This window comes from Streptomyces sp. NPDC058525 (assembly GCF_042719495.1).
Lineage (GTDB): Bacteria > Actinomycetota > Actinomycetes > Streptomycetales > Streptomycetaceae > Streptomyces.
This window is the reverse complement of the sequence record NZ_JBHXNP010000044.1, coordinates 20,462-37,950: the sequence shown is the minus strand read 5'-3', so window position 1 is coordinate 37,950 and position 17,489 is coordinate 20,462. Positions and strand designations below refer to the sequence as shown.

The 17,489-nt window shown below is 74.5% G+C and carries 12 protein-coding genes and 1 pseudogene; 6 read left to right on the top strand and 7 right to left on the bottom strand.

Translation table 11 applies throughout. The features are described 5' to 3' along the window. Window positions 1–76: 76 nt before the first annotated feature. Together ACFWP3_RS21170 and ACFWP3_RS21165 are read right to left on the bottom strand one after the other, a co-directional pair. Entirely contained in the window at window positions 77–1,108 is a 1,032-nt protein-coding gene (locus tag ACFWP3_RS21170) for an FUSC family protein (protein ID WP_384223227.1), read from the bottom strand. 105 nt (window positions 1,109–1,213) lie between these two features. Then, on the bottom strand, window positions 1,214–2,881 hold the full coding sequence (locus ACFWP3_RS21165; RefSeq protein WP_384223224.1) for a helix-turn-helix domain-containing protein: 1,668 nt from the start codon (window positions 2,879–2,881) through the stop codon (window positions 1,214–1,216). 116 nt (window positions 2,882–2,997) lie between these two features. Between ACFWP3_RS21165 and speB the strand changes: the two genes are divergently transcribed. The 3 genes from speB to ACFWP3_RS21150 all read left to right on the top strand — a co-directional run bounded on the left by speB (window position 2,998) and on the right by ACFWP3_RS21150 (window position 9,609). After that, entirely contained in the window at window positions 2,998–3,960 is a 963-nt protein-coding gene (gene speB, locus ACFWP3_RS21160; protein ID WP_361713502.1) for an agmatinase, read from the top strand. Between the two features lie 5 nt (window positions 3,961–3,965). Further along, on the top strand, window positions 3,966–5,648 hold the full coding sequence (locus ACFWP3_RS21155) for a thiamine pyrophosphate-binding protein (protein WP_384223220.1): 1,683 nt from the start codon (window positions 3,966–3,968) through the stop codon (window positions 5,646–5,648). A gap of 172 nt (window positions 5,649–5,820) precedes the next feature. Beyond that, the gene (locus ACFWP3_RS21150; protein ID WP_384223217.1) at window positions 5,821–9,609 is read left to right on the top strand and encodes an ABC transporter ATP-binding protein; all 3,789 of its coding nucleotides are present in this window, start codon (window positions 5,821–5,823) and stop codon (window positions 9,607–9,609) included. Window positions 9,610–9,621: 12 nt separating this feature from the next. Here ACFWP3_RS21150 and ACFWP3_RS21145 read toward each other — a convergent pair whose 3' ends face one another. Then, window positions 9,622–10,176, bottom strand: a complete 555-nt coding sequence (locus ACFWP3_RS21145; RefSeq protein WP_384223214.1) for an EF-hand domain-containing protein — start codon at window positions 10,174–10,176, stop codon at window positions 9,622–9,624. 256 nt (window positions 10,177–10,432) lie between these two features. Here ACFWP3_RS21145 and ACFWP3_RS21140 point away from each other — a divergent pair, with 256 nt between their 5' ends. Next, window positions 10,433–10,804: a hypothetical protein gene (locus tag ACFWP3_RS21140; protein ID WP_384223211.1), complete on the top strand. Its 372-nt coding sequence runs from the start codon at window positions 10,433–10,435 to the stop codon at window positions 10,802–10,804. 84 nt (window positions 10,805–10,888) lie between these two features. Further along, entirely contained in the window at window positions 10,889–12,322 is a 1,434-nt protein-coding gene (locus ACFWP3_RS21135; RefSeq protein ID WP_384223207.1) for an aminopeptidase, read from the top strand. 39 nt (window positions 12,323–12,361) lie between these two features. On the opposite strand, the gene ACFWP3_RS21130 is transcribed toward ACFWP3_RS21135, so the two are convergent. Beyond that, window positions 12,362–14,122, bottom strand: coding sequence for a glycoside hydrolase family 3 protein (locus ACFWP3_RS21130; protein ID WP_384223292.1), 1,761 nt, complete (start codon window positions 14,120–14,122; stop codon window positions 12,362–12,364). 55 nt (window positions 14,123–14,177) lie between these two features. Then, the gene (locus ACFWP3_RS21125; RefSeq protein ID WP_384223204.1) at window positions 14,178–15,134 is read right to left on the bottom strand and encodes a LysR substrate-binding domain-containing protein; all 957 of its coding nucleotides are present in this window, start codon (window positions 15,132–15,134) and stop codon (window positions 14,178–14,180) included. Between the two features lie 101 nt (window positions 15,135–15,235). Between ACFWP3_RS21125 and ACFWP3_RS21120 the strand changes: the two genes are divergently transcribed. Then, entirely contained in the window at window positions 15,236–16,204 is a 969-nt protein-coding gene (locus ACFWP3_RS21120; RefSeq protein ID WP_384223202.1) for an EamA family transporter, read from the top strand. On the opposite strand, the pseudogene ACFWP3_RS21115 reads toward ACFWP3_RS21120, so the two are convergent. Both ACFWP3_RS21115 and ACFWP3_RS21110 read right to left on the bottom strand, forming a co-directional pair. Beyond that, a pseudogene (locus ACFWP3_RS21115) lies at window positions 16,110–16,613 on the bottom strand (GNAT family N-acetyltransferase); the annotation flags it as partial. The gene ACFWP3_RS21120 and the pseudogene ACFWP3_RS21115 overlap by 95 nt on opposite strands. Before the next feature lie 51 nt (window positions 16,614–16,664). After that, complete coding sequence (locus ACFWP3_RS21110; RefSeq protein WP_384223199.1) at window positions 16,665–17,231, bottom strand: DUF937 domain-containing protein; 567 nt, start codon at window positions 17,229–17,231, stop codon at window positions 16,665–16,667. Window positions 17,232–17,489 lie beyond the last annotated feature (258 nt).

Here is a 17,489-nt window from a genome sequence, read left to right as displayed (position 1 = left end):
CCAGCGGCGGTCCGACGGCCCGGGATGTACACCGGACGGCCGAGGCGCCCGTCCCGTCCGAGCCGGCCGGACGCGCTCAGCCCGCGGCCGGGTCCGGGTACGCGGCCAGCGCCTCGAGGGTGAGGTGGACCCCGGCCCGCAGCGCGGCGTCGCGGCGGCCGGGATACGAGGCCCGGTGCTCCGCTTCGAGCTCCCGCGCCCGCCGCAGCCGCTCCGCGCAGTCCTCCCCGCGCAGGGCCGCGTCCAGGGCCGAGGCGGTCGCCTCCACGAGCGGAGCCATGGCGCGCACCGCCCCCTCGGCCCCGCCGGCGGACCGGGTCTCCAGCTCCTGCGCGAGGAAGTACAGGGCCGGAGCCGTCCGCGCGGCCAGCCGCAGGCGGGGGCGCAGGACGTCCGCCGCCCCGGCGGGGGCCCGCCGGGGCGGCAGCAGGAGCAGCCGCGCCGACCGGTGGTCCAGTGCGGCGGACAGCTCGTACGGGCGGTGCCACAGCGCGAACGACTCCGCGGGGGCGGGCGCGGGCGCGGGGGCCGGGCCCGTGGGACGCCCGGCGGCAGCCAGGGCGGCGATCCGCTCCAGGCGGGCGCGCAGACCGGTGCGGTACGCCTCCAGGCCGTCCGCCGCCTCGCGGTACAGGTCGGGCGGCCACAGCAGCGGGCCGAGGAGCGCCACGACCGCGATGCCGACCGCGCTCTCCCACAGCCGGGCCGGCGGATACCCGGGCACCGGAGTCGCGTAGATCACCAGGGCCGTGACCAGCACCTGCTGGTTGGGGGAGCCGTCGTGGCGCAGCAGGTACATCCCGGCGCAGCCGCCCACCAGGAGGAGCACGAACGACAGGGAGCCCAGCGGCAGCCAGTGCAGGACCACCACGCTCAGCACCACGCCCACGACCACGCCCACGAGCCGTTCCAGGGCCAGCCGGGGCGCCGCGAACACGTCCCCGCGCAGGATCAGCACGGCCGGCAGGGCGGCGGGCACCGGGGCCGTGCTCGTGCCGATCCACAGGCACACGAACCAGGGCAGGGCCGCGCACACCACCATCCGGGCGGCCGGTGCCAGCTGCTCACGCAGGAGGCGGCTCCGCGCCGGTGCGGACATCCCGGACATGCGGCACATCGTAGGGGCGGGCCCCGCCTCCCGAGGACCGGTGCGGCGCGCGCCGGGCCGCCGTCAGCCGCCCGGCCGGGCGTACGGGGCGGGCCCCGGGCCGCTTCAGGCCTCCGGGGGCCCGGCCCAGCGCAGGGCGAACCACAGCTCCATCCGGACGTCGGGGTCGTCCAGGTCCCGCTCCAGCAGCTCGGCGCAGCGGGCCACGCGCTGGCGCACGGTGTTGCGGTGCACGCCCAGGTCGGCGGCCGTGCGGTCCCAGCCGCCGTGGTGGGCCAGCCAGCCGCGCAGGGTGTCCCGCAGCGCGGGCGGGAGCGGCGCCAGCAGGGCCGCGGCGTGCGCACGGGCCTCCGCCTCGCCGACCAGGCCCGCGAAGCCGGGGGCGGAATGCCGGGCCAGCGGGGTGCGGGCCGCCTCCGCGCGCTCCAGGGCGCGTGCGGCCTGCGCGTCGGCGCCGGCCAGGGCCCCCGGCGCGGCCGGGGCGCTGACCCCCAGCCGCCACCCCGGCTGCGGGACGGGCTCCCGGTCGGTCAGCAGCCGCACGCCGCCCTCGTACGGGTCGAGCAGTACGGTGCCCAGCGCGGCCCCGAGGGCCCGCGGGTCACCGGCCCCCCGGGCGTGGACCACGTGCCAGGGTCCGGGGGCCAGGGCGTCGGCCGGGTTGGCGCCGAGCAGCAGCCGGGTCAGCGCGGAGGCCTCGTCCCCGGCCGGGCGGGGTGCGGTGAGCAGGGACAGCAGGACGGCCGCGACGGAGGCGACGGTGTGGTCGCCCGGGGCCCGGCCCGGGGTGGCGAGGGCCAGCACCCGGCCGCCGCCGACGGCGTAGGCGGCCAGGTGCGTCCCGGCCAGGGTGTCGGTGGCGGTCGCCGCGGACCCGGGCGCCACCCGCTCCGCAAGCGCGTCCACCGCACCCCGCACCTCCGCACCGGGCGCACCCCCGGCACTGCGCACCACACCCCACCCGGTCCCGCCCCGCCCTGCCGCGGCCCCGGCCGCGGCAGGGCCGCCCACCGCGTCCCGCGCCGGTGCGGATCCGACGGACCCGGACCCGGACCCGGCGGGCGCGGCCCCGCGGCCTGCGGCCTGCGCGGACCCGGCGGGCACGGCCCCGCGGCCTGCGGCCTGCGCGGACCCGGCGGGCACGGCGGGCACGGCCCCGGCAGGCGCGGACGCGCCCGGTCCGGACCCGCCCGCCCCGGGGCCGGGATCGGGCTGGGCCGCGGAGGCCGGCGCGAGCAGGGCTGCCCAGCCGCCCAGGATTGCCGCCAGGCGGGCGAGGACCGCGGGGACCGGGTCGGGTCGGGCGGCCGCCGCCGCGAGGGACTGCTGCGCCTCGGTCACGCGGCGCAGCTCGCGCGTACGGGCCTCCTCCATCAGCCGCCACACGGCCCGGCCCACGGCGGTGAACGGCGTCGCGGGCGGCACCTCGACCAGCGGCAGCCCGTGCCGGGCGCAGGCTTCGGCCAGCGCCCGCGGCACCGTCTCGTGCACCGGGGTGACCCCGAAGCCGACGGCGGCCGCCCCGGCCCGCACGAGCCGCTCGACGTACGGCCCGGCCTCCGCCCCGCCGCCCTGCGGGCCCGCCCCCGCCAGCCCCGCCCCCGCCGTGAGCAGCAGCTCCCCGCCCAGCAGGTACGGCGACGGGTCCGCCATCTCCGAGGCGTGCACCCCGTGCACCTCGGCCTCGGCGGGCCCGGCCAGCCGGCGCAGCCCCAGCTCCGCGTCGGCGAGCAGCCGCCCGAGGGCGACCGGCGGGGTGGGAGGGGCCTCCATGGATACTCCGTACACATCGAAGGGCGGTAGTGGATGAAACGTACACTTCGCGGCCAGAGAGCACCGGCTTACGCTCGAAGGACCGCACTTGTAGGACCTCCAGAAGGGCACCCCCCATGAGCACGCAGCCGCGCGGCCCCGTCGACTCCTCCCGCATCCCGCGCTACGCGGGCCCGGCGACCTTCGCCCGGCTGCCGCGCCTCGACGAGGTCGGCTCCGCCGACGTCGCCGTCGTCGGCGTGCCCTTCGACTCCGGCGTCTCCTACCGCCCCGGCGCCCGCTTCGGCGGCAACGCGATCCGTGAGGCCTCGCGCCTGCTGCGCCCGTACAACCCGGCCCAGGACGCCTCCCCCTTCGCCCTCGCCCAGGTCGCGGACGCCGGCGACATCGCCGTGAACCCGTTCAACATCAACGAGGCCGTCGAGACGGTCGAGGCCGCGGCCGACGAGCTGCTCGGCGCCGGCTCCCGCCTGATGACCCTCGGCGGCGACCACACCATCGCCCTCCCGCTGCTGCGTTCCGTCGCCAAGAAGCACGGCCCGGTCGCGCTCCTCCACTTCGACGCGCACCTGGACACCTGGGACACCTACTTCGGCGCCGAGTACACCCACGGCACCCCGTTCCGCCGCGCCGTCGAGGAGGGCATCCTCGACACCGAGGCGCTCTCGCACGTCGGCACGCGCGGCCCGCTGTACGGCAAGCAGGACCTCGACGACGACGCCAAAATGGGCTTCGGCATCGTCACCTCCGCGGACGTCTACCGCCGCGGCGCCGACGAGGTGGCCGACCAGCTGCGCCAGCGCATCGGCGACCGCCCCCTCTACATCTCCATCGACATCGACGTACTGGACCCGGCCCACGCGCCCGGCACCGGCACCCCCGAGGCGGGCGGCATGACCTCCCGCGAGCTGCTGGAGATCATCCGCGGTCTGTCCTCCTGCAACCTCGTTTCCGCCGACGTGGTGGAGGTGGCCCCGGCGTACGATCACGCGGAGATCACCTCGGTCGCGGCCTCGCACACCGCGTACGAGCTCACCACGATCATGAGCCGACAGATCGCGCAGTCGAAGGGCAAGTAACAGAAGTGACGCACGACCACGACCTGGTGCTCCGTCCCACCGAGGCCCAGACGGCCGCCGCGCTGTCGCCGCCGCCGGGCCGCACGGGCGGGGACCTGGTCGTGGAGACCCTGCGTTCGCTGGGCGCCACCACCGTCTTCGGACTGCCCGGCCAGCACGCGCTGGCCGTCTTCGACGCGGTCGGCCGCTCGGACCTGCGCCTGGTCACCCTGCGCACGGAGAACAACGCGGGCTTCGCGGCGGACGCGTACGGCCGCATCACGGGCGAGGCCGTGCCGCTGCTGCTGTCGACGGGGCCGGGCGCGCTGATGGCCCTGCCGGCGCTCGCCGAGGCGGCGGCCGCCTCCGCCCCCGTCCTCGCCATCTCCTCCCAGGTGCCGGTGGCGGGCCTGGGCGGCGGGCGCCGCGGGCACCTGCACGAACTGCGCGACCAGTCGGCCTCCTTCCGGGACGTGGTCAAGTCGGTCCACGTGGCCCGCACCCCCTCGCAGATCCCGTCCGTGGTCGCGGAGGCCTGGGAATCGGCCCTGACCGCACCCCACGGCCCGGTCTGGGTGGAGATCCCGGAGGACGTGCTGCGCGCCGAGACGCTCATCCCGCAGGTCACGGGCGTGGACGCGACCCCGCACGAGCTCGCCCCGCGCCCGGAGCTGACCGCCGTCGCCGCCCACTGGCTGTCCGGGGCCTCCCGCCCGGTGATCATCGCGGGCGGCGGGGTCATCCGCTCCGACGCCTCGGGCAAGCTCAGGCAGCTGGCGGAACGCCTGAACGCGCCCGTGGTCACCACCTTCGGCGGCAAGGGCGCCTTCCCGTGGACCCACCCGCTCTCCCTCCAGTCCTGGCTGGAGGACCGCCACATGACCGACTTCCTGGAGGACGCGGACGTCCTCCTCGTCGTCGGCTCGGGCCTGGGCGAGCTGTCCTCGAACTACCACACGTTCTTCCCCACCGGCCGGGTCGTCCAGATCGAGGCGGACCTCGGGAAGCTGGAGTCCAACCACCCGGCCCTGGGCATCCACGCAGACGCCCGCCTCGCCCTCCAGGCCCTGCTGGAGACGGTCGACGAGCGCCCGGACCCGTACGCCCCGGACCGCGTCAGGATGGTCCTGTCCGACATCGCGGACCGGCTGTCCGCCCAGGAGCTCACCCTGGAGCAGGGCCTGCTGGCCTCGATCCGGGCCGCCCTCCCGCCGCGCTCCCCGTCCTTCTGGGACATGACGATCCTGTCCTACTGGGCGTGGTCGGCCTTCGACGCCAAGCACCCCAACACCATGCACTCGGCCCAGGGCGCGGGCGGCCTCGGCTACGCCTTCCCCGCGGCCCTCGGCGCCGCCGTCGCCGAGCCGGGCACCCCGGTGCTCGCCGTGTCCGGCGACGGCGGCGCGATGTACTCCGCCGCCGAGCTGGCCACCGCGCGCCAGCACGACCTGGACGTCACCTGGCTGATCGTGGACGACGGCGGCTACGGCATCCTGCGCGAGTACATGACGGAGTCCTACGGCCGCTCCACCGGCACCGAGCTCACCCGCCCCGACTTCGGCGCGCTGGCGGCCTCCTTCGACGTCCCGGCGACCACCACCACCACCGAGTCCCTGACGGCTGACCTCAAGAAGGCCCTCGCCACCCCCGGCCCCTCCGTCGTGGTCCTCCCGGCCACCCTCAGGATGTTCGCGCCGACCCACCTCTGAGCGCCCGGGCCCCCTGCGGGCTCCCCGATCCCCCTCCGAGCCGCCGCCCGCCCCCGACGGGCGAAGCCCGCTCGCGGCACCCGGACACCGGTGCGATTGTTGCGGCGGGATGAAATCCGCCGGTCCGGGCGTTGGGGCATGTCGGTAGTACGGACGAACGGGGAGGCTTCACGTGACGGCGGCTGGCGAAAAACAGGGCTGGGGCAGGCGGCTCGCCGCGTACACGTGGCGCTACAAGGTCAACGTGCTGCTCGCGCTCGGGTCCTCGCTGGCCGGCATGGCCGTCATGGCGCTCGTACCGCTGGTCACCAAGGTGATCATCGACGACGTCATCGGGGACCGGTCCAAGCCCATGGGGCCCTGGGCGGGCATGCTCATAGCCGCCGCCCTCCTCGTGTACGTACTGACCTACATCCGCAGGTACTACGGCGGGCGGCTCGCCCTCGACGTCCAGCACGACCTGCGCACCGACATGTACGACACCATCGCCCGCCTCGACGGGCGGCGGCAGGACGAGCTGTCCACCGGGCAGGTCGTCGGGCGGGCCACGAGCGACCTCCAGCTGATCCAGGGCCTGCTCTTCATGCTCCCGATGACCATCGGGAACTTCCTGCTGTTCGGGATATCCCTCGGGATCATGCTGGCGCTGTCCCCGCTGCTGACCCTCGTCGCACTGCTGATGGCCCCCGCCCTCTGGTTCATCGCCAAGCGCAGCCGCAAGAAGCTCTTCCCCGCCACCTGGTACGCCCAGGGCCAGGCCGCCGCCGTCGCGAGCGTCGTCGACGGCGCCGTCACCGGCGTCCGCGTGGTCAAGGGCTTCGGCCAGGAGGAGCAGGAGTCCGCCAAGCTGCGGACCGCCGGGCAGCGGCTGTTCGCAGGCCGGATGCGGACCATCCGGCTGAACTCGCGCTACACCCCCGCCCTCCAGGCGGTGCCCGCCCTCGCCCAGGTCGCCATGCTGGCCCTCGGCGGCTGGATGGCCACCCGCGGCCAGGTCACCCTCGGCACCTTCGTGGCCTTCTCCACCTACCTCGCCCAGCTCGTCGGCCCCGTCCGGCTGCTCGCCATGGTGCTGACGGTGGGGCAGCAGGCGCGGGCCGGCGTGGAGCGCGTCTTCGAGCTCATCGACACCGAGCCCGTCATCCGGGAGGGCAAGCACGAACTGCCCGCCGACGCGCCCGCGACCATCGCCTTCGACGAGGTCCGCTTCGGCTACGACCCCGAGCGGCCCGTCCTCGACGGGTTCTCGCTCTCCGTCGCCGAGGGCGAGACCGTCGCCGTCGTCGGCGCCTCCGGCAGCGGCAAGTCCACCGTCTCGCTGCTCCTGCCGCGCTTCTACGACGCCGACGGCGGATCGGTCCGCGTCGGCGGGCACGACGTGCGCGAGCTGACGTACGGATCCCTGCGCGCCGCCATCGGACTGGTCCCGGAGGACTCGTTCCTCTTCTCCGACACCATCCGCGCCAACATCGCCTACGGGCACCCCGGCGCCACCGACGAGCAGATCGAGGCCGCCGCCCGCGCCGCCCAGGCCGACGGGTTCATCAGGGCCCTGCCCAACGGGTACGACACCAAGGTCGGCGAACAGGGGCTCACCCTCTCCGGCGGCCAGCGCCAGCGCGTCGCACTCGCCCGGGCCATCCTCACCGACCCGAGGCTGCTCCTCCTCGACGACGCCACCTCCGCCGTGGACGCCCGCGTCGAGCACGAGATCCACGAGGCGCTGCGCTCGGTCATGGCCGGCCGGACCACCCTGCTGATCGCCCACCGCCGCTCCACGCTCGCACTGGCCGACCGGATCGCCGTACTCGACCGCGGCCGGCTCTCCGACATCGGCACCCACGAGGAACTGGAGCGCCGCTCCGCCCTCTACCGCAGGCTGCTGACCGACCCCGACGCGCTCGGCGCCGGCTCGCCGCGGACCCGCGAGGCGCTGCCGATGGCCGAGTTCGAGCGGGACATCGACCGCGACATCGAACGGGACATCGAGCTCGAGGCGGAGATCGACTCCGAGCCCGTCAGCGCCAAGCGCCGGGTCGCCGGCGGGATCACCCCCGAGCTCTGGCGGCGTCAGGAGGAGTCCGACAGCGCCGCCGCAGCCTCCATCCCCGGCATGCCGGCCACCCCCGAACTGCTTGCCCAGGTCGCCGCCCTGCCGCCCGCCGACGACAAGCCCGATGTGGACGAGACCCGCGCCGCGGCCGCCGAGCAGAGCTACGGCCTGCGCCGCCTGCTCCGCGGCTTCGGGGCGCCGCTCGCGATCAGCCTCGGCCTCGTCGCCGTCGACGCGGGCTCCGGACTGCTCCTGCCGATCATGATCCGGCACGGGATCGACCAGGGCGTGGAGAAGGCCGCCCTGGGCGCGGTCTGGGCCGCCGCCGTCCTCGCCCTCGTGGTCGTCCTCGGGCAGTGGACCGCGCAGTTCGCCGAGACCCGGATGACGGGCCGCACCGGCGAGCGCGTGCTGTACTCGCTCCGCGTCAAGATCTTCGCCCAGCTCCAGCGCCTCGGCCTCGACTTCTACGAGCGCGAGCTGACCGGCAAGATCATGACCCGGATGACCACCGACGTGGACGCCCTCTCCACCTTCCTCCAGACCGGGCTCGTCACCGCCGTCGTCTCCGTCTTCACCTTCTTCGGCATCCTGGTCGCCCTCCTCGTCCTCGACGTCGAGCTCGCCCTGATCGTCTTCGCCACGCTGCCGCTGCTGGTGCTCGGCACGATCGTCTTCCGCCGCAAGTCGGTCGCCGCGTACGAGCTCGCCCGCGACCGGGTCAGCCTGGTCAACGCCGACCTCCAGGAGTCCGTCGCCGGGCTCCGCATCGTCCAGGCCTTCCGCCGCGAGGGCTCCGGCGCCCGCCGCTTCGCGGAGCGCAGCGACTCGTACCGCGAGGCCCGGGTGCGCGGCCAGTGGCTGATATCCGTCTACTTCCCGTTCGTGCAGCTGCTGTCCTCGGGCGCCGCGGCCGCCGTGCTGATCGCCGGCGCCGGCCGGGTCGAGGCGGGCACGCTCACCACCGGCGCGCTGGTCGCGTACCTGCTCTACATCGACCTGTTCTTCGCCCCGGTCCAGCAGCTGTCCCAGGTCTTCGACGGCTACCAGCAGGCCACCGTCTCCCTCGGCCGCATCCAGGGGCTGCTGCGCGAGCCGACCAGCACCCCGCACGCCGAAGAGCCGCATCCGGTGCCCGAGCTGCGCGGCGAGATCGCCTTCGAGGACGTCCGCTTCGCCTACGGCACCGCCGAGGAGCGGGGGGAGAAGGGCGACGCCCTGGCGGGAATCAACCTGCGCATACCCGCCGGGCAGACCGTCGCCTTCGTCGGCGAGACCGGAGCCGGCAAGTCCACGCTGGTCAAGATGGTGGCCCGGTTCTACGATCCGACCTCCGGCCGGATCACCGCCGACGGGGCCGACCTGCGGGAGCTCGACCTGACGGCCTACCGCCACCGGCTGGGCGTCGTCCCCCAGGAGCCCTACCTCTTCCCCGGCACCGTGCGCGACGCCATCGCCTACGGGCGGCCCGACGCGCAGGACGCCGAGGTGGAGGCGGCCGCCCGCGCGGTCGGCGCCCACGACATGATCGCCACGCTCGACGGCGGCTACCTGCACACCGTGGCCGAGCGCGGCCGCAACCTCTCCGCCGGGCAGCGCCAGCTGATCGCACTGGCCCGGGCCGAGCTCGTCGACCCGGACGTGCTGCTGCTCGACGAGGCCACCGCCGCCCTGGACCTGGCCACGGAGGCCCAGGTCAACCACGCCACCGAACGGCTCGCCGGCAAGCGCACCACCCTGGTGGTGGCGCACCGGCTGACCACGGCCGCCCGCGCCGACCGGGTCGTGGTCATGGACCGGGGCCGGGTCGTCGAGGACGGCACCCACGCCGAACTCCTGGCGCACGGCGGCCGGTACGCACGGCTGTGGCGCACCTTCGTCGGAGAGGACGAGCGCGCCGCGGCCTGACCGCCGGGCGGGTCAGAGCTCGCCGAAGAACAGGTTGCCCGGGGCGTCCTGGTCGGTGCCGGTGTAGTACTCGCGCACGGCGTCGAGGAGTTCGTCCACGGTCAGGGTGCCGTCCCCGTCGGCGTCGATGCGCCGGAACAGCGCCTCGGCGTCATCGGGGCTCAGCTCCGTGTCGAAGGCCTCCTGGGCCCGGTGGAACTCCTCCGGGCTGATGCGCCCGTCGTCGTCGGTGTCCACGACGGTGAGGATCGCCTGCATCATCGGCCGCAGCGAGCGGTCGTACGCGGGGCCGCCCTGCTGGTACAGCCGCGTCATGCCCACCTTGTACTCCTCGGGCGTGACCACGCTGTCCCGGTCGGTGTCCAGCTCCGTGAAGAGGTCCTGCCAGAAGTTGGCGATCCCCTGGATCACCGCGTCGGCCTTGGGCGAGTCCTCGGGCTCGGACAGGGCCGTCAGCATCCGGGCGCCGAGCGCGAAGATGTCCTTCGCGTCGATCACGCCGTTCCCGTCCGCGTCGAGGCGGTTGAAGGAGCGCTCCAGCTTGCGGTCGAGCAGGTCGTTCGTCACGTGGGTGCCTTTCACGGCTACGGAGAGAGGGGACGGGTAACACAGCGTAATGTCCCCTCCGGTCGCGAACTCCCGTTCTCCCGCCGGGGGATGGCGGATGCACCCTTACGGGCGACGGGCGCCGAGAAGCAACCTTCCAGGGGTTCCGCGCGTCGTACGTGCGTGCGCACGTTGTACGTACGACCGATCGGGGGACAGGGTGTTGCAGGGAACGAGGGGGTGGCGGGGGCGCGGCCGGCGGGCCGCGGTGCCCGGGGTGTTCGCCACCGCGCTGTGGCTCGGCGTCGGCGGGCTGTTCGCGGCTCCGCCCGCGTGGGCGCAGCCGGGGGGCGGGGCCGCCGCCGGCACCTGCGCGGGCCGGCTGGCCAGGACGCTGCCGCTCGCGGAGGGCGAGGTGCGCGTGTACAAGAGCCGCACCCACGCCTGCGCGCTCACCGTGGCCCGGGTCCCCGGTCAGCGGCGGGAGATGGCGGTGAGCATCCAGGGCCGTGGCGGGGCACCGATCCGCGATATCGGGCAATTCACCCATTACGCCGGTCCCGTCACCGTGGGAGCGATCGGCCGCTGCGTGTATGTAAAGGGGAGCGTGGGGGCCGAATCGGCCGAATCCGGCTGGATCCTGTGCTGACGGACCGGCCCAACTAGGTCTGTTCAGCAGCGTGTTCGCCCCGCTAGGTTCACCGCGACCGAAGTGAACTCAAGGGGAGGGTGAATGCGCAAGACGCTCGGATGGCTGCTGTCGCTCGTGGTGCTGATCGGCACCATGGGCGCGGCCGGCTCCACGGCACAAGCGGCCACCGCCGCGGGGCCCGCGGCCGCCACGGACATCAAGGACCAGATCCTCGGCATTCCCGGCATGAGCCTGATAGAGGAGAAGCCGTACCCCGGCTACCGCTTCTTCGTACTGAACTACGAGCAGCCGGTCGACCACCGGAAGCCGTGGAAGGGCACCTTCAAGCAGCGTCTGACCCTGCTGCACAAGGACGTCTCGCGCCCGACGGTGTTCTTCACCTCCGGCTACAACGTCAACACCAACCCGCGCCGCAGTGAGCCGACGACCATCGTCGACGGCAACCAGGTGTCCATGGAGTACCGGTTCTTCACCCCCTCCCGGCCCGACCCGGCCAACTGGGAGAACCTGGACATCTGGCAGGCCGCCAGCGACCAGCACCGCATCTTCGGCGCGCTGAAGAAGATCTACCCCAAGAACTGGCTGTCCACGGGCGGCAGCAAGGGCGGTATGACGGCGACGTACTACGAGCGCTTCTACCCGCGCGACATGGACGGAGTCGTCGCGTACGTCGCGCCGAACGACGTCGTCAACAACGAGGACTCGGCCTACGACCGGTTCTTCGCCAAGGTCGGCACCAAGGAGTGCCGCGACCGGCTGAACGCCGTGCAGCGCGAGGCGCTGGTGCGCCGTGAGCCGCTGGAGGCCAAGTACGCGGCCGCCGCCGCCGAGAACGGCTGGACCTTCACCACCGTCGGCAACCTCGACAAGGCCTACGAGGCCGTCGTGCTCGACTACGTGTGGGCCTTCTGGCAGTACAGCCTGCTCGCCGACTGCTCCTCCATCCCGGCCGCCGCCACCGCGAGCGACCAGGAGATCTGGGACACGATCGACGCGATCTCGGGCTTCTCCGCCTACGCCGACCAGGGCCTGGCCACGTACACGCCGTACTACTACCAGGCGGGCACCCAGCTCGGTTCGCCCGACATCAAGCAGCCCCACCTCAAGGGCCTGAGCCGCTACGGCTACCAGCCGCCGCGCAACTTCGTGCCCCGCGACATCCCCATGACCTTCCAGCCGGGAGCCATGAAGGACATCGACGGCTGGGTGCGCGACAACGCGAACCAGATGCTGTTCGTGTACGGGCAGAACGACCCGTGGGGCGCCGAGCCGTTCCGCATCGGGTACAAGGCGCGCGACAGCCACGTGATGATCGCGCCGGGCGCCAACCACGGGGCCAACGTCGCCCAGCTCCTCGACGGCGAGAAGGCCCTGGCGACCGCGAAGATCCTCCAGTGGGCCGGGGTCGCCCCGGCCGCCGCGATCGCCGACGAGGCGAAGGCGGCGCCGCTGGCCGCGCCGGACGCCACGCTCGACCAGCGCGACCTGGAGCGCGAGCCGCAGCTGCGGCCGTAGTCCCCGGCCTCCGGTCCGCCCCGGGTGACGGGGTGGCGTCTAGTACGCCGCCCCGTGGCCCAGCGGGTAGCGGCCCGGGACCGGGACCGGCAGGCGGCCGGCCGGGCGCACCGCACCGGTGAGCACCCGGGCGGCCGCCCGCATCTCCGCATCACCCCAGGTGTAGGTCGCCACCTCCGCCGCGCACGCCGGCAGCCGGGCCGAGTCGTACGGATTGCGGAGCGCGACCACGACCACCGGCACCCCGGTGGCCAGCAGGTCGGCCACCAGCGTGCGCTGCGGGCTCTCGCCCTCGGGCACGTTGTACGTGCACACCAGCACCGCCGCGTGACCGGGCGCGGCGGCCGCCGCGCGGGCGGGCGGCAGGGCCGTGGCCCGGCAGCCCAGGGCGGTCAGCTCCCGCGCCAGGACGGCCGTCGGGGGCCCCGTGGTGCCGCTGGGCGAGACCGGGTCCGTCCCGGTGACCAGCAGCCGGGGAGCGGCCGAGGCGTCCAGCGGCAGCAGGCCGGCGGGATTGGCCAGGACGGTCGTCGTACCCTCCGCGATCGCGGAGGCGGCCGCGAGGTGCTCCGGGACGCCGACGCTCTCGTCCACCGTCCCGGCCGAGGCGCCCGCCCCGTCGAACAGGCCCCGGCGCGCCTTCAGTTCCAGGATCCGCAGCACCGACTCCTCGATCCGCTCCTCCGTCAGCTCCCCGCTCTCCACGGCCGCCAGCACGCTGCGGTGGGCGAGCCCCAGGTCCGGCGGGTTCAGCAGCTGGTCGCAGCCCGCGAGCAGGGCCAGCACCGGCACCCGGTCGTCCCCGTACTTCTGGCGGACCCCGGCCATGTCGAGGGCGTCGGTGACCACCACCCCCCGGAAGCCCAGACGTTCGCGCAGGATGCCGGTCACGATCGGCCGGGACAGGGTCGCCGGATCCCCGGAGGGGTCCAGCGCCGGGAAGACGATGTGGGCCGTCATGACCGCGTCCACGCCCGCCTCCACCGCGGCCCTGAACGGTGGTTCGTCCAGCTCCTCCCAGACGGCCCGGCTGTGCCGCATCACCGGCAGCCCGACATGGCTGTCGGTCTCGGTGTCCCCGTGCCCCGGGAAGTGCTTCGCGGTCGCCGCGACACCGGCCGCCTGGTAGCCGCGGACCTGGGCGGCGACCAGCTCCGCCACCGCACCGGGGTCGGCGCCGAAGGACCGTACGCCGATCACCGGATTGGCCGGATTCACGTTGACGTCCGCCACCGGCGCGTAATCCTGCCGGATGCCCATGGCCGCCAGCTCGGTCCCCGCGATGCGCGCGGCCCGCCGGGCTTCGGCGGTGGAGCCGGTCGCGCGGTGCTGCGCGCCGAGCGCCATCGCCCCCGGGAACAGGGTCGCGGGCTTGCCGACGCGGGCCACCGCCCCGTGCTCCTGGTCGGTGGAGAGCAGCAGCGGGATGCCGGGGCCGGAGGCGAGGGCGGCCTCCTGGAGGCCGGCCGACAGCGCGGCGATCTGGTGCGGGGTACGGGTGTTGTGGGCCCAGGCGAAGTAGATGATCCCGCCCAGGTGGTAGCGGGAGACCAGCTCGGCCGCGGTGCGCACCCCGAACAGCTCCAGGTTCTTCTCGGCGTCCGCCGGGTCCGGCTCGGTCGCCGAGTGCCCGTACGCGCGGGACACGAAGAGCTGCCCGACCTTCTCGGCGAGGCTCATCCGGTCGACCAGGCGGCGAACCGGCCGGGCGGGGGCACGCCCGGGGGCCCGCCCGTCGTCCGCGGTGCGGTCGGCGCCCGCGGTGGCGGCGGCGGCCCCGGCGCCCGCGACGGCGGCCATGGCGGCCGCGGCGAGCAGGGTCCGGCGTGAGGCGTGGTTCGGCACGCGCCGGACCCTACTGCGGGGCCGCGGCCGAAGGGGGAGGGACACTCGGGAGTTCCCCCGGATGACCTGAACGCGCGGCCCACTGCTCCTGGAGCGTCCGGACGGCCTCGGTGATCGCCGGACGGCGGGCGGCACCGGTCCGCCACAGCGCGTACAGCCGGCGCACCGGGCCCGGCTCCAGCGGGACGGCCACCGCGCCCGGCGGCAGCGCGCCGGTGCCCAGCCGGGGCACCACGGCCACCCCGAGCCCGGCCGCGACCAGGGCGGTGATCGTGTGGTTCTCCTCCGCCACGTGCGCGATGTCCGGCTCGAGGCCGGCCGTGCGCAGGGTCCGCACCAGCCAGTCGTGGCAGACCCGCCCCGGCGGCTGGCACACCCAGCGCTGGCCGCCGAGGTCGGCCCGCAGGATGACCGCGCGCGTGGTGAACGGGTGCCCGGCCGGCACCACCAGATCGCAGAGGTCGTCCCCGATCACCGCCTGTTCGACCCCTTCGGGGGCCGGCAGCGGGGCGATGTCCCAGTCGTGGGCCACCGCCAGATCGGTGACGCCCCGGGCCACCAGGTCCACCGACAGGTGCGGGTCCACCTCTGTCAGGCGTACGTCGAGCGCCGGATGCCGGCGGGCCAGATCGGCCAGCACCCCCGGCAGCAGCCCGCGCGCCGCCGAGGCGAACGCGGCCACCGTCAGCAGCCCGCTGGGCCGTCCGCGGCGCTCCTCCAGGGTGGTCTCGGCACGTTCCACGATCGCCAGCAACTCCCGGGCGGTGTCGGCCAGATGCCGGGCCTCCTCGGTCAGCGCCACCCCGCGTCCGCGCCGTTCGAGCAGGGTGGTGCGGGTCTCCCGCTCCAGCTTGGAGATCTGCTGCGAGACGGCGGAGGGGGTGTAGCCGAGGGCGGCGGCCGCTCCCGCGACCGAGCCGTGGACGGAGACGGCGTGCAGGGCGCGCAACCGGGCGAGATCGAGCATGCCCTCATCGTGGCACCCCCGATCACCCGGTAGCAATGCTTCATCCATCCCGGAAGACATTCGCGCTGGTGCTACATGGTCGGGCGGCCGATGCTCGGAGCATGCGTCCCGTACACACCGCACTCGCCGTGCTCGTCGCCGCCGTCTGGGGCTTCAACTTCGTCGTCATCGAGATCGGGCTCGGCCACTTCCCGCCGCTGCTGCTGTCCGCCCTGCGCTTCCTCGTCGCCGCCCTGCCCGCCGTGTTCTTCGTCGGGCGGCCCAAGGTCGCCTGGAAGTGGGTCATCGGGGTCGGCCTGGCCCTGGGCATCGCCAAGTTCGGCCTGCTCTTCACCGGCATGGCCGCCGGGATGCCGGCCGGCCTGTCCTCCCTCGTGCTCCAGGTCCAGGCCGTCTTCACCGCCGTCCTCGCCGCGGTCCTGCTGCGCGAACGGCCGGGCCGGGTGCGGCTGCTGGGGATGGGCGTGGCGCTCGCCGGGATCGCGGTGGCCGCCGTGGACGGCGGGACGTCCGGGCCGGTGCTCGGCTTCACCCTGGTCGTCGCGGCCGCCGCCTGCTGGGGCGTCTCCAACGTGCTGACCCGCAAGGCGTCCCCGCCCGACGCGCTGAACTTCATGGTCTGGGTGTGCACGGTGCCCGTGCTGCCGCTGTTCGGGCTCTCCCTGCTGCTGGAGGGCCCCGAGCGGGACCTGGCCGCGCTGCGCGCCCTGGACTGGTCGGGGGCGGCCGTCATCGGCTACGTGGCCTGGGTGTCCACCGTCTTCGGCTTCGGCGCCTGGGGCTATCTGCTGCGCCGCTACCCGGCCTCCTCGGTGGCGCCGTTCTCGCTGCTGGTCCCGGTGTTCGGGATGTCCTCGGCGGCCCTGGTGCTCGGGGAGTCCGTCTCGGGGCTGCGCTGGCTGGCCGCCGTACTGCTGGTCGGCGGGGTGGCCCTGACCTCGCGGGCGCCGGCGCGGACGTCCTCGCGGGGCGGGCTCACCGCGGCTGGTTCTCCTGGAGCGGCAGCCGCCAGTCCTGTCCCGTCAGGTTCACTCCGTACGCACGGTGCGGCCGCTCCGCGATCAGGGTGAACCCGGCCCGCAGGTACAGCTCGCGGGCGTCGGTCAGCACATCGTCGGTCCACAGCATCAGCTCGCGGTAGCCGACCGAGCGGGCGAAGTCGACGACCGCGGCGACCAGCCGGGTGCCGATGCCGAGGCCGCGGCCCTCCGGGTCGACCAGGAGCAGCCGCAACCGGGCGGTGCCGGCCGCGGCGTCCTCCCGTACGCACATCACCGAGCCGACGGGACGCCCGTCGAGCTCGGCGATCCAGGCCCGTTCCAGATAGGGGTCGTGGTCCTCGGCGAAGTCCGCGACGATCCGGGCGACCATGCCCTCGAAGTCGGCGTTCCAGCCGTACTCGGCGGCGTACAGCGCGCCGTGGCGCTGCACGATCCACCCCAGGTCTCCCGGTGCCGGGTCCCGCAGCCGCACGCTTTCAGCCATGCGCCAACTCTAGGCGGCCCGGGCGGGCGCGTACCGCCGAACGGGCTACTTCTTGCCGCCGAGGATCTGGCCCAGCAGGTCGCCGAGGCCGCCGCCCTGCCCCGGGGCCGCGCCGGGTGCCGGGGCGCCCGTACCGGGGGCGGCCGGGGTGCCCGGTACGGGTGCGGTGCCCGCCGGGCCGCCGGCGGCCGCGCCCGCGCCCTTGCCGGCGGCCGCGCGCTTGGCGAAGACGGCCAGCAGCACCGGGATCAGCAGCTCGATGACCCGGCTGATGGCGGGGGCGGGGATACCGGTCTTCTTCGAGACGGCGTTGGCCACGGGCTTGCTCACCTTGGCGAGCACCCCGGCCATCAGCCCGCCGCCCAGCAGCCCGCCGCCGAGCGTGGCGACGCCCTGCAGCGGCGGCTCGGCCACCTCCGCGACGGCCTGCCGGACCTCGTCGTCGTCATCGGCGTCGGCCTTCTCCTGGAGGCTGCCGGTCATCGCGCCCACCGTCTGCGCGACGGTGTCGCGGGCGCCGGCGGTGTCGGTGCCGAGCAGTCCGGCGATCTCGGTCAGCTTCTCGTCGCCGAGCTCGCCCAGCACGTCGTCTTGGAATGAGGATTCGCTCATGCCTGAAACGCTACTTCTGAGGTGATTTGGCGGCACCTCGGGTGGGAGTTGGGTAACGGAAACATAAAGCTCCGCTTCCTGGTGCAACCCTGCGCCGGTATCGCGGGTCGTATGGTGCGTCGGCACTTCCGGGAGGGGATCTGGGGGGATCGGGAAGTCCGGCGAGGGAGGGGTAACCGTGAGGGGGTCCGGCCGCGAGGCCGGACCCCCTTCTGGTCTCCCGGGGGCCGGTCCACAGGCCTGCCGCGCTGTCGGCGC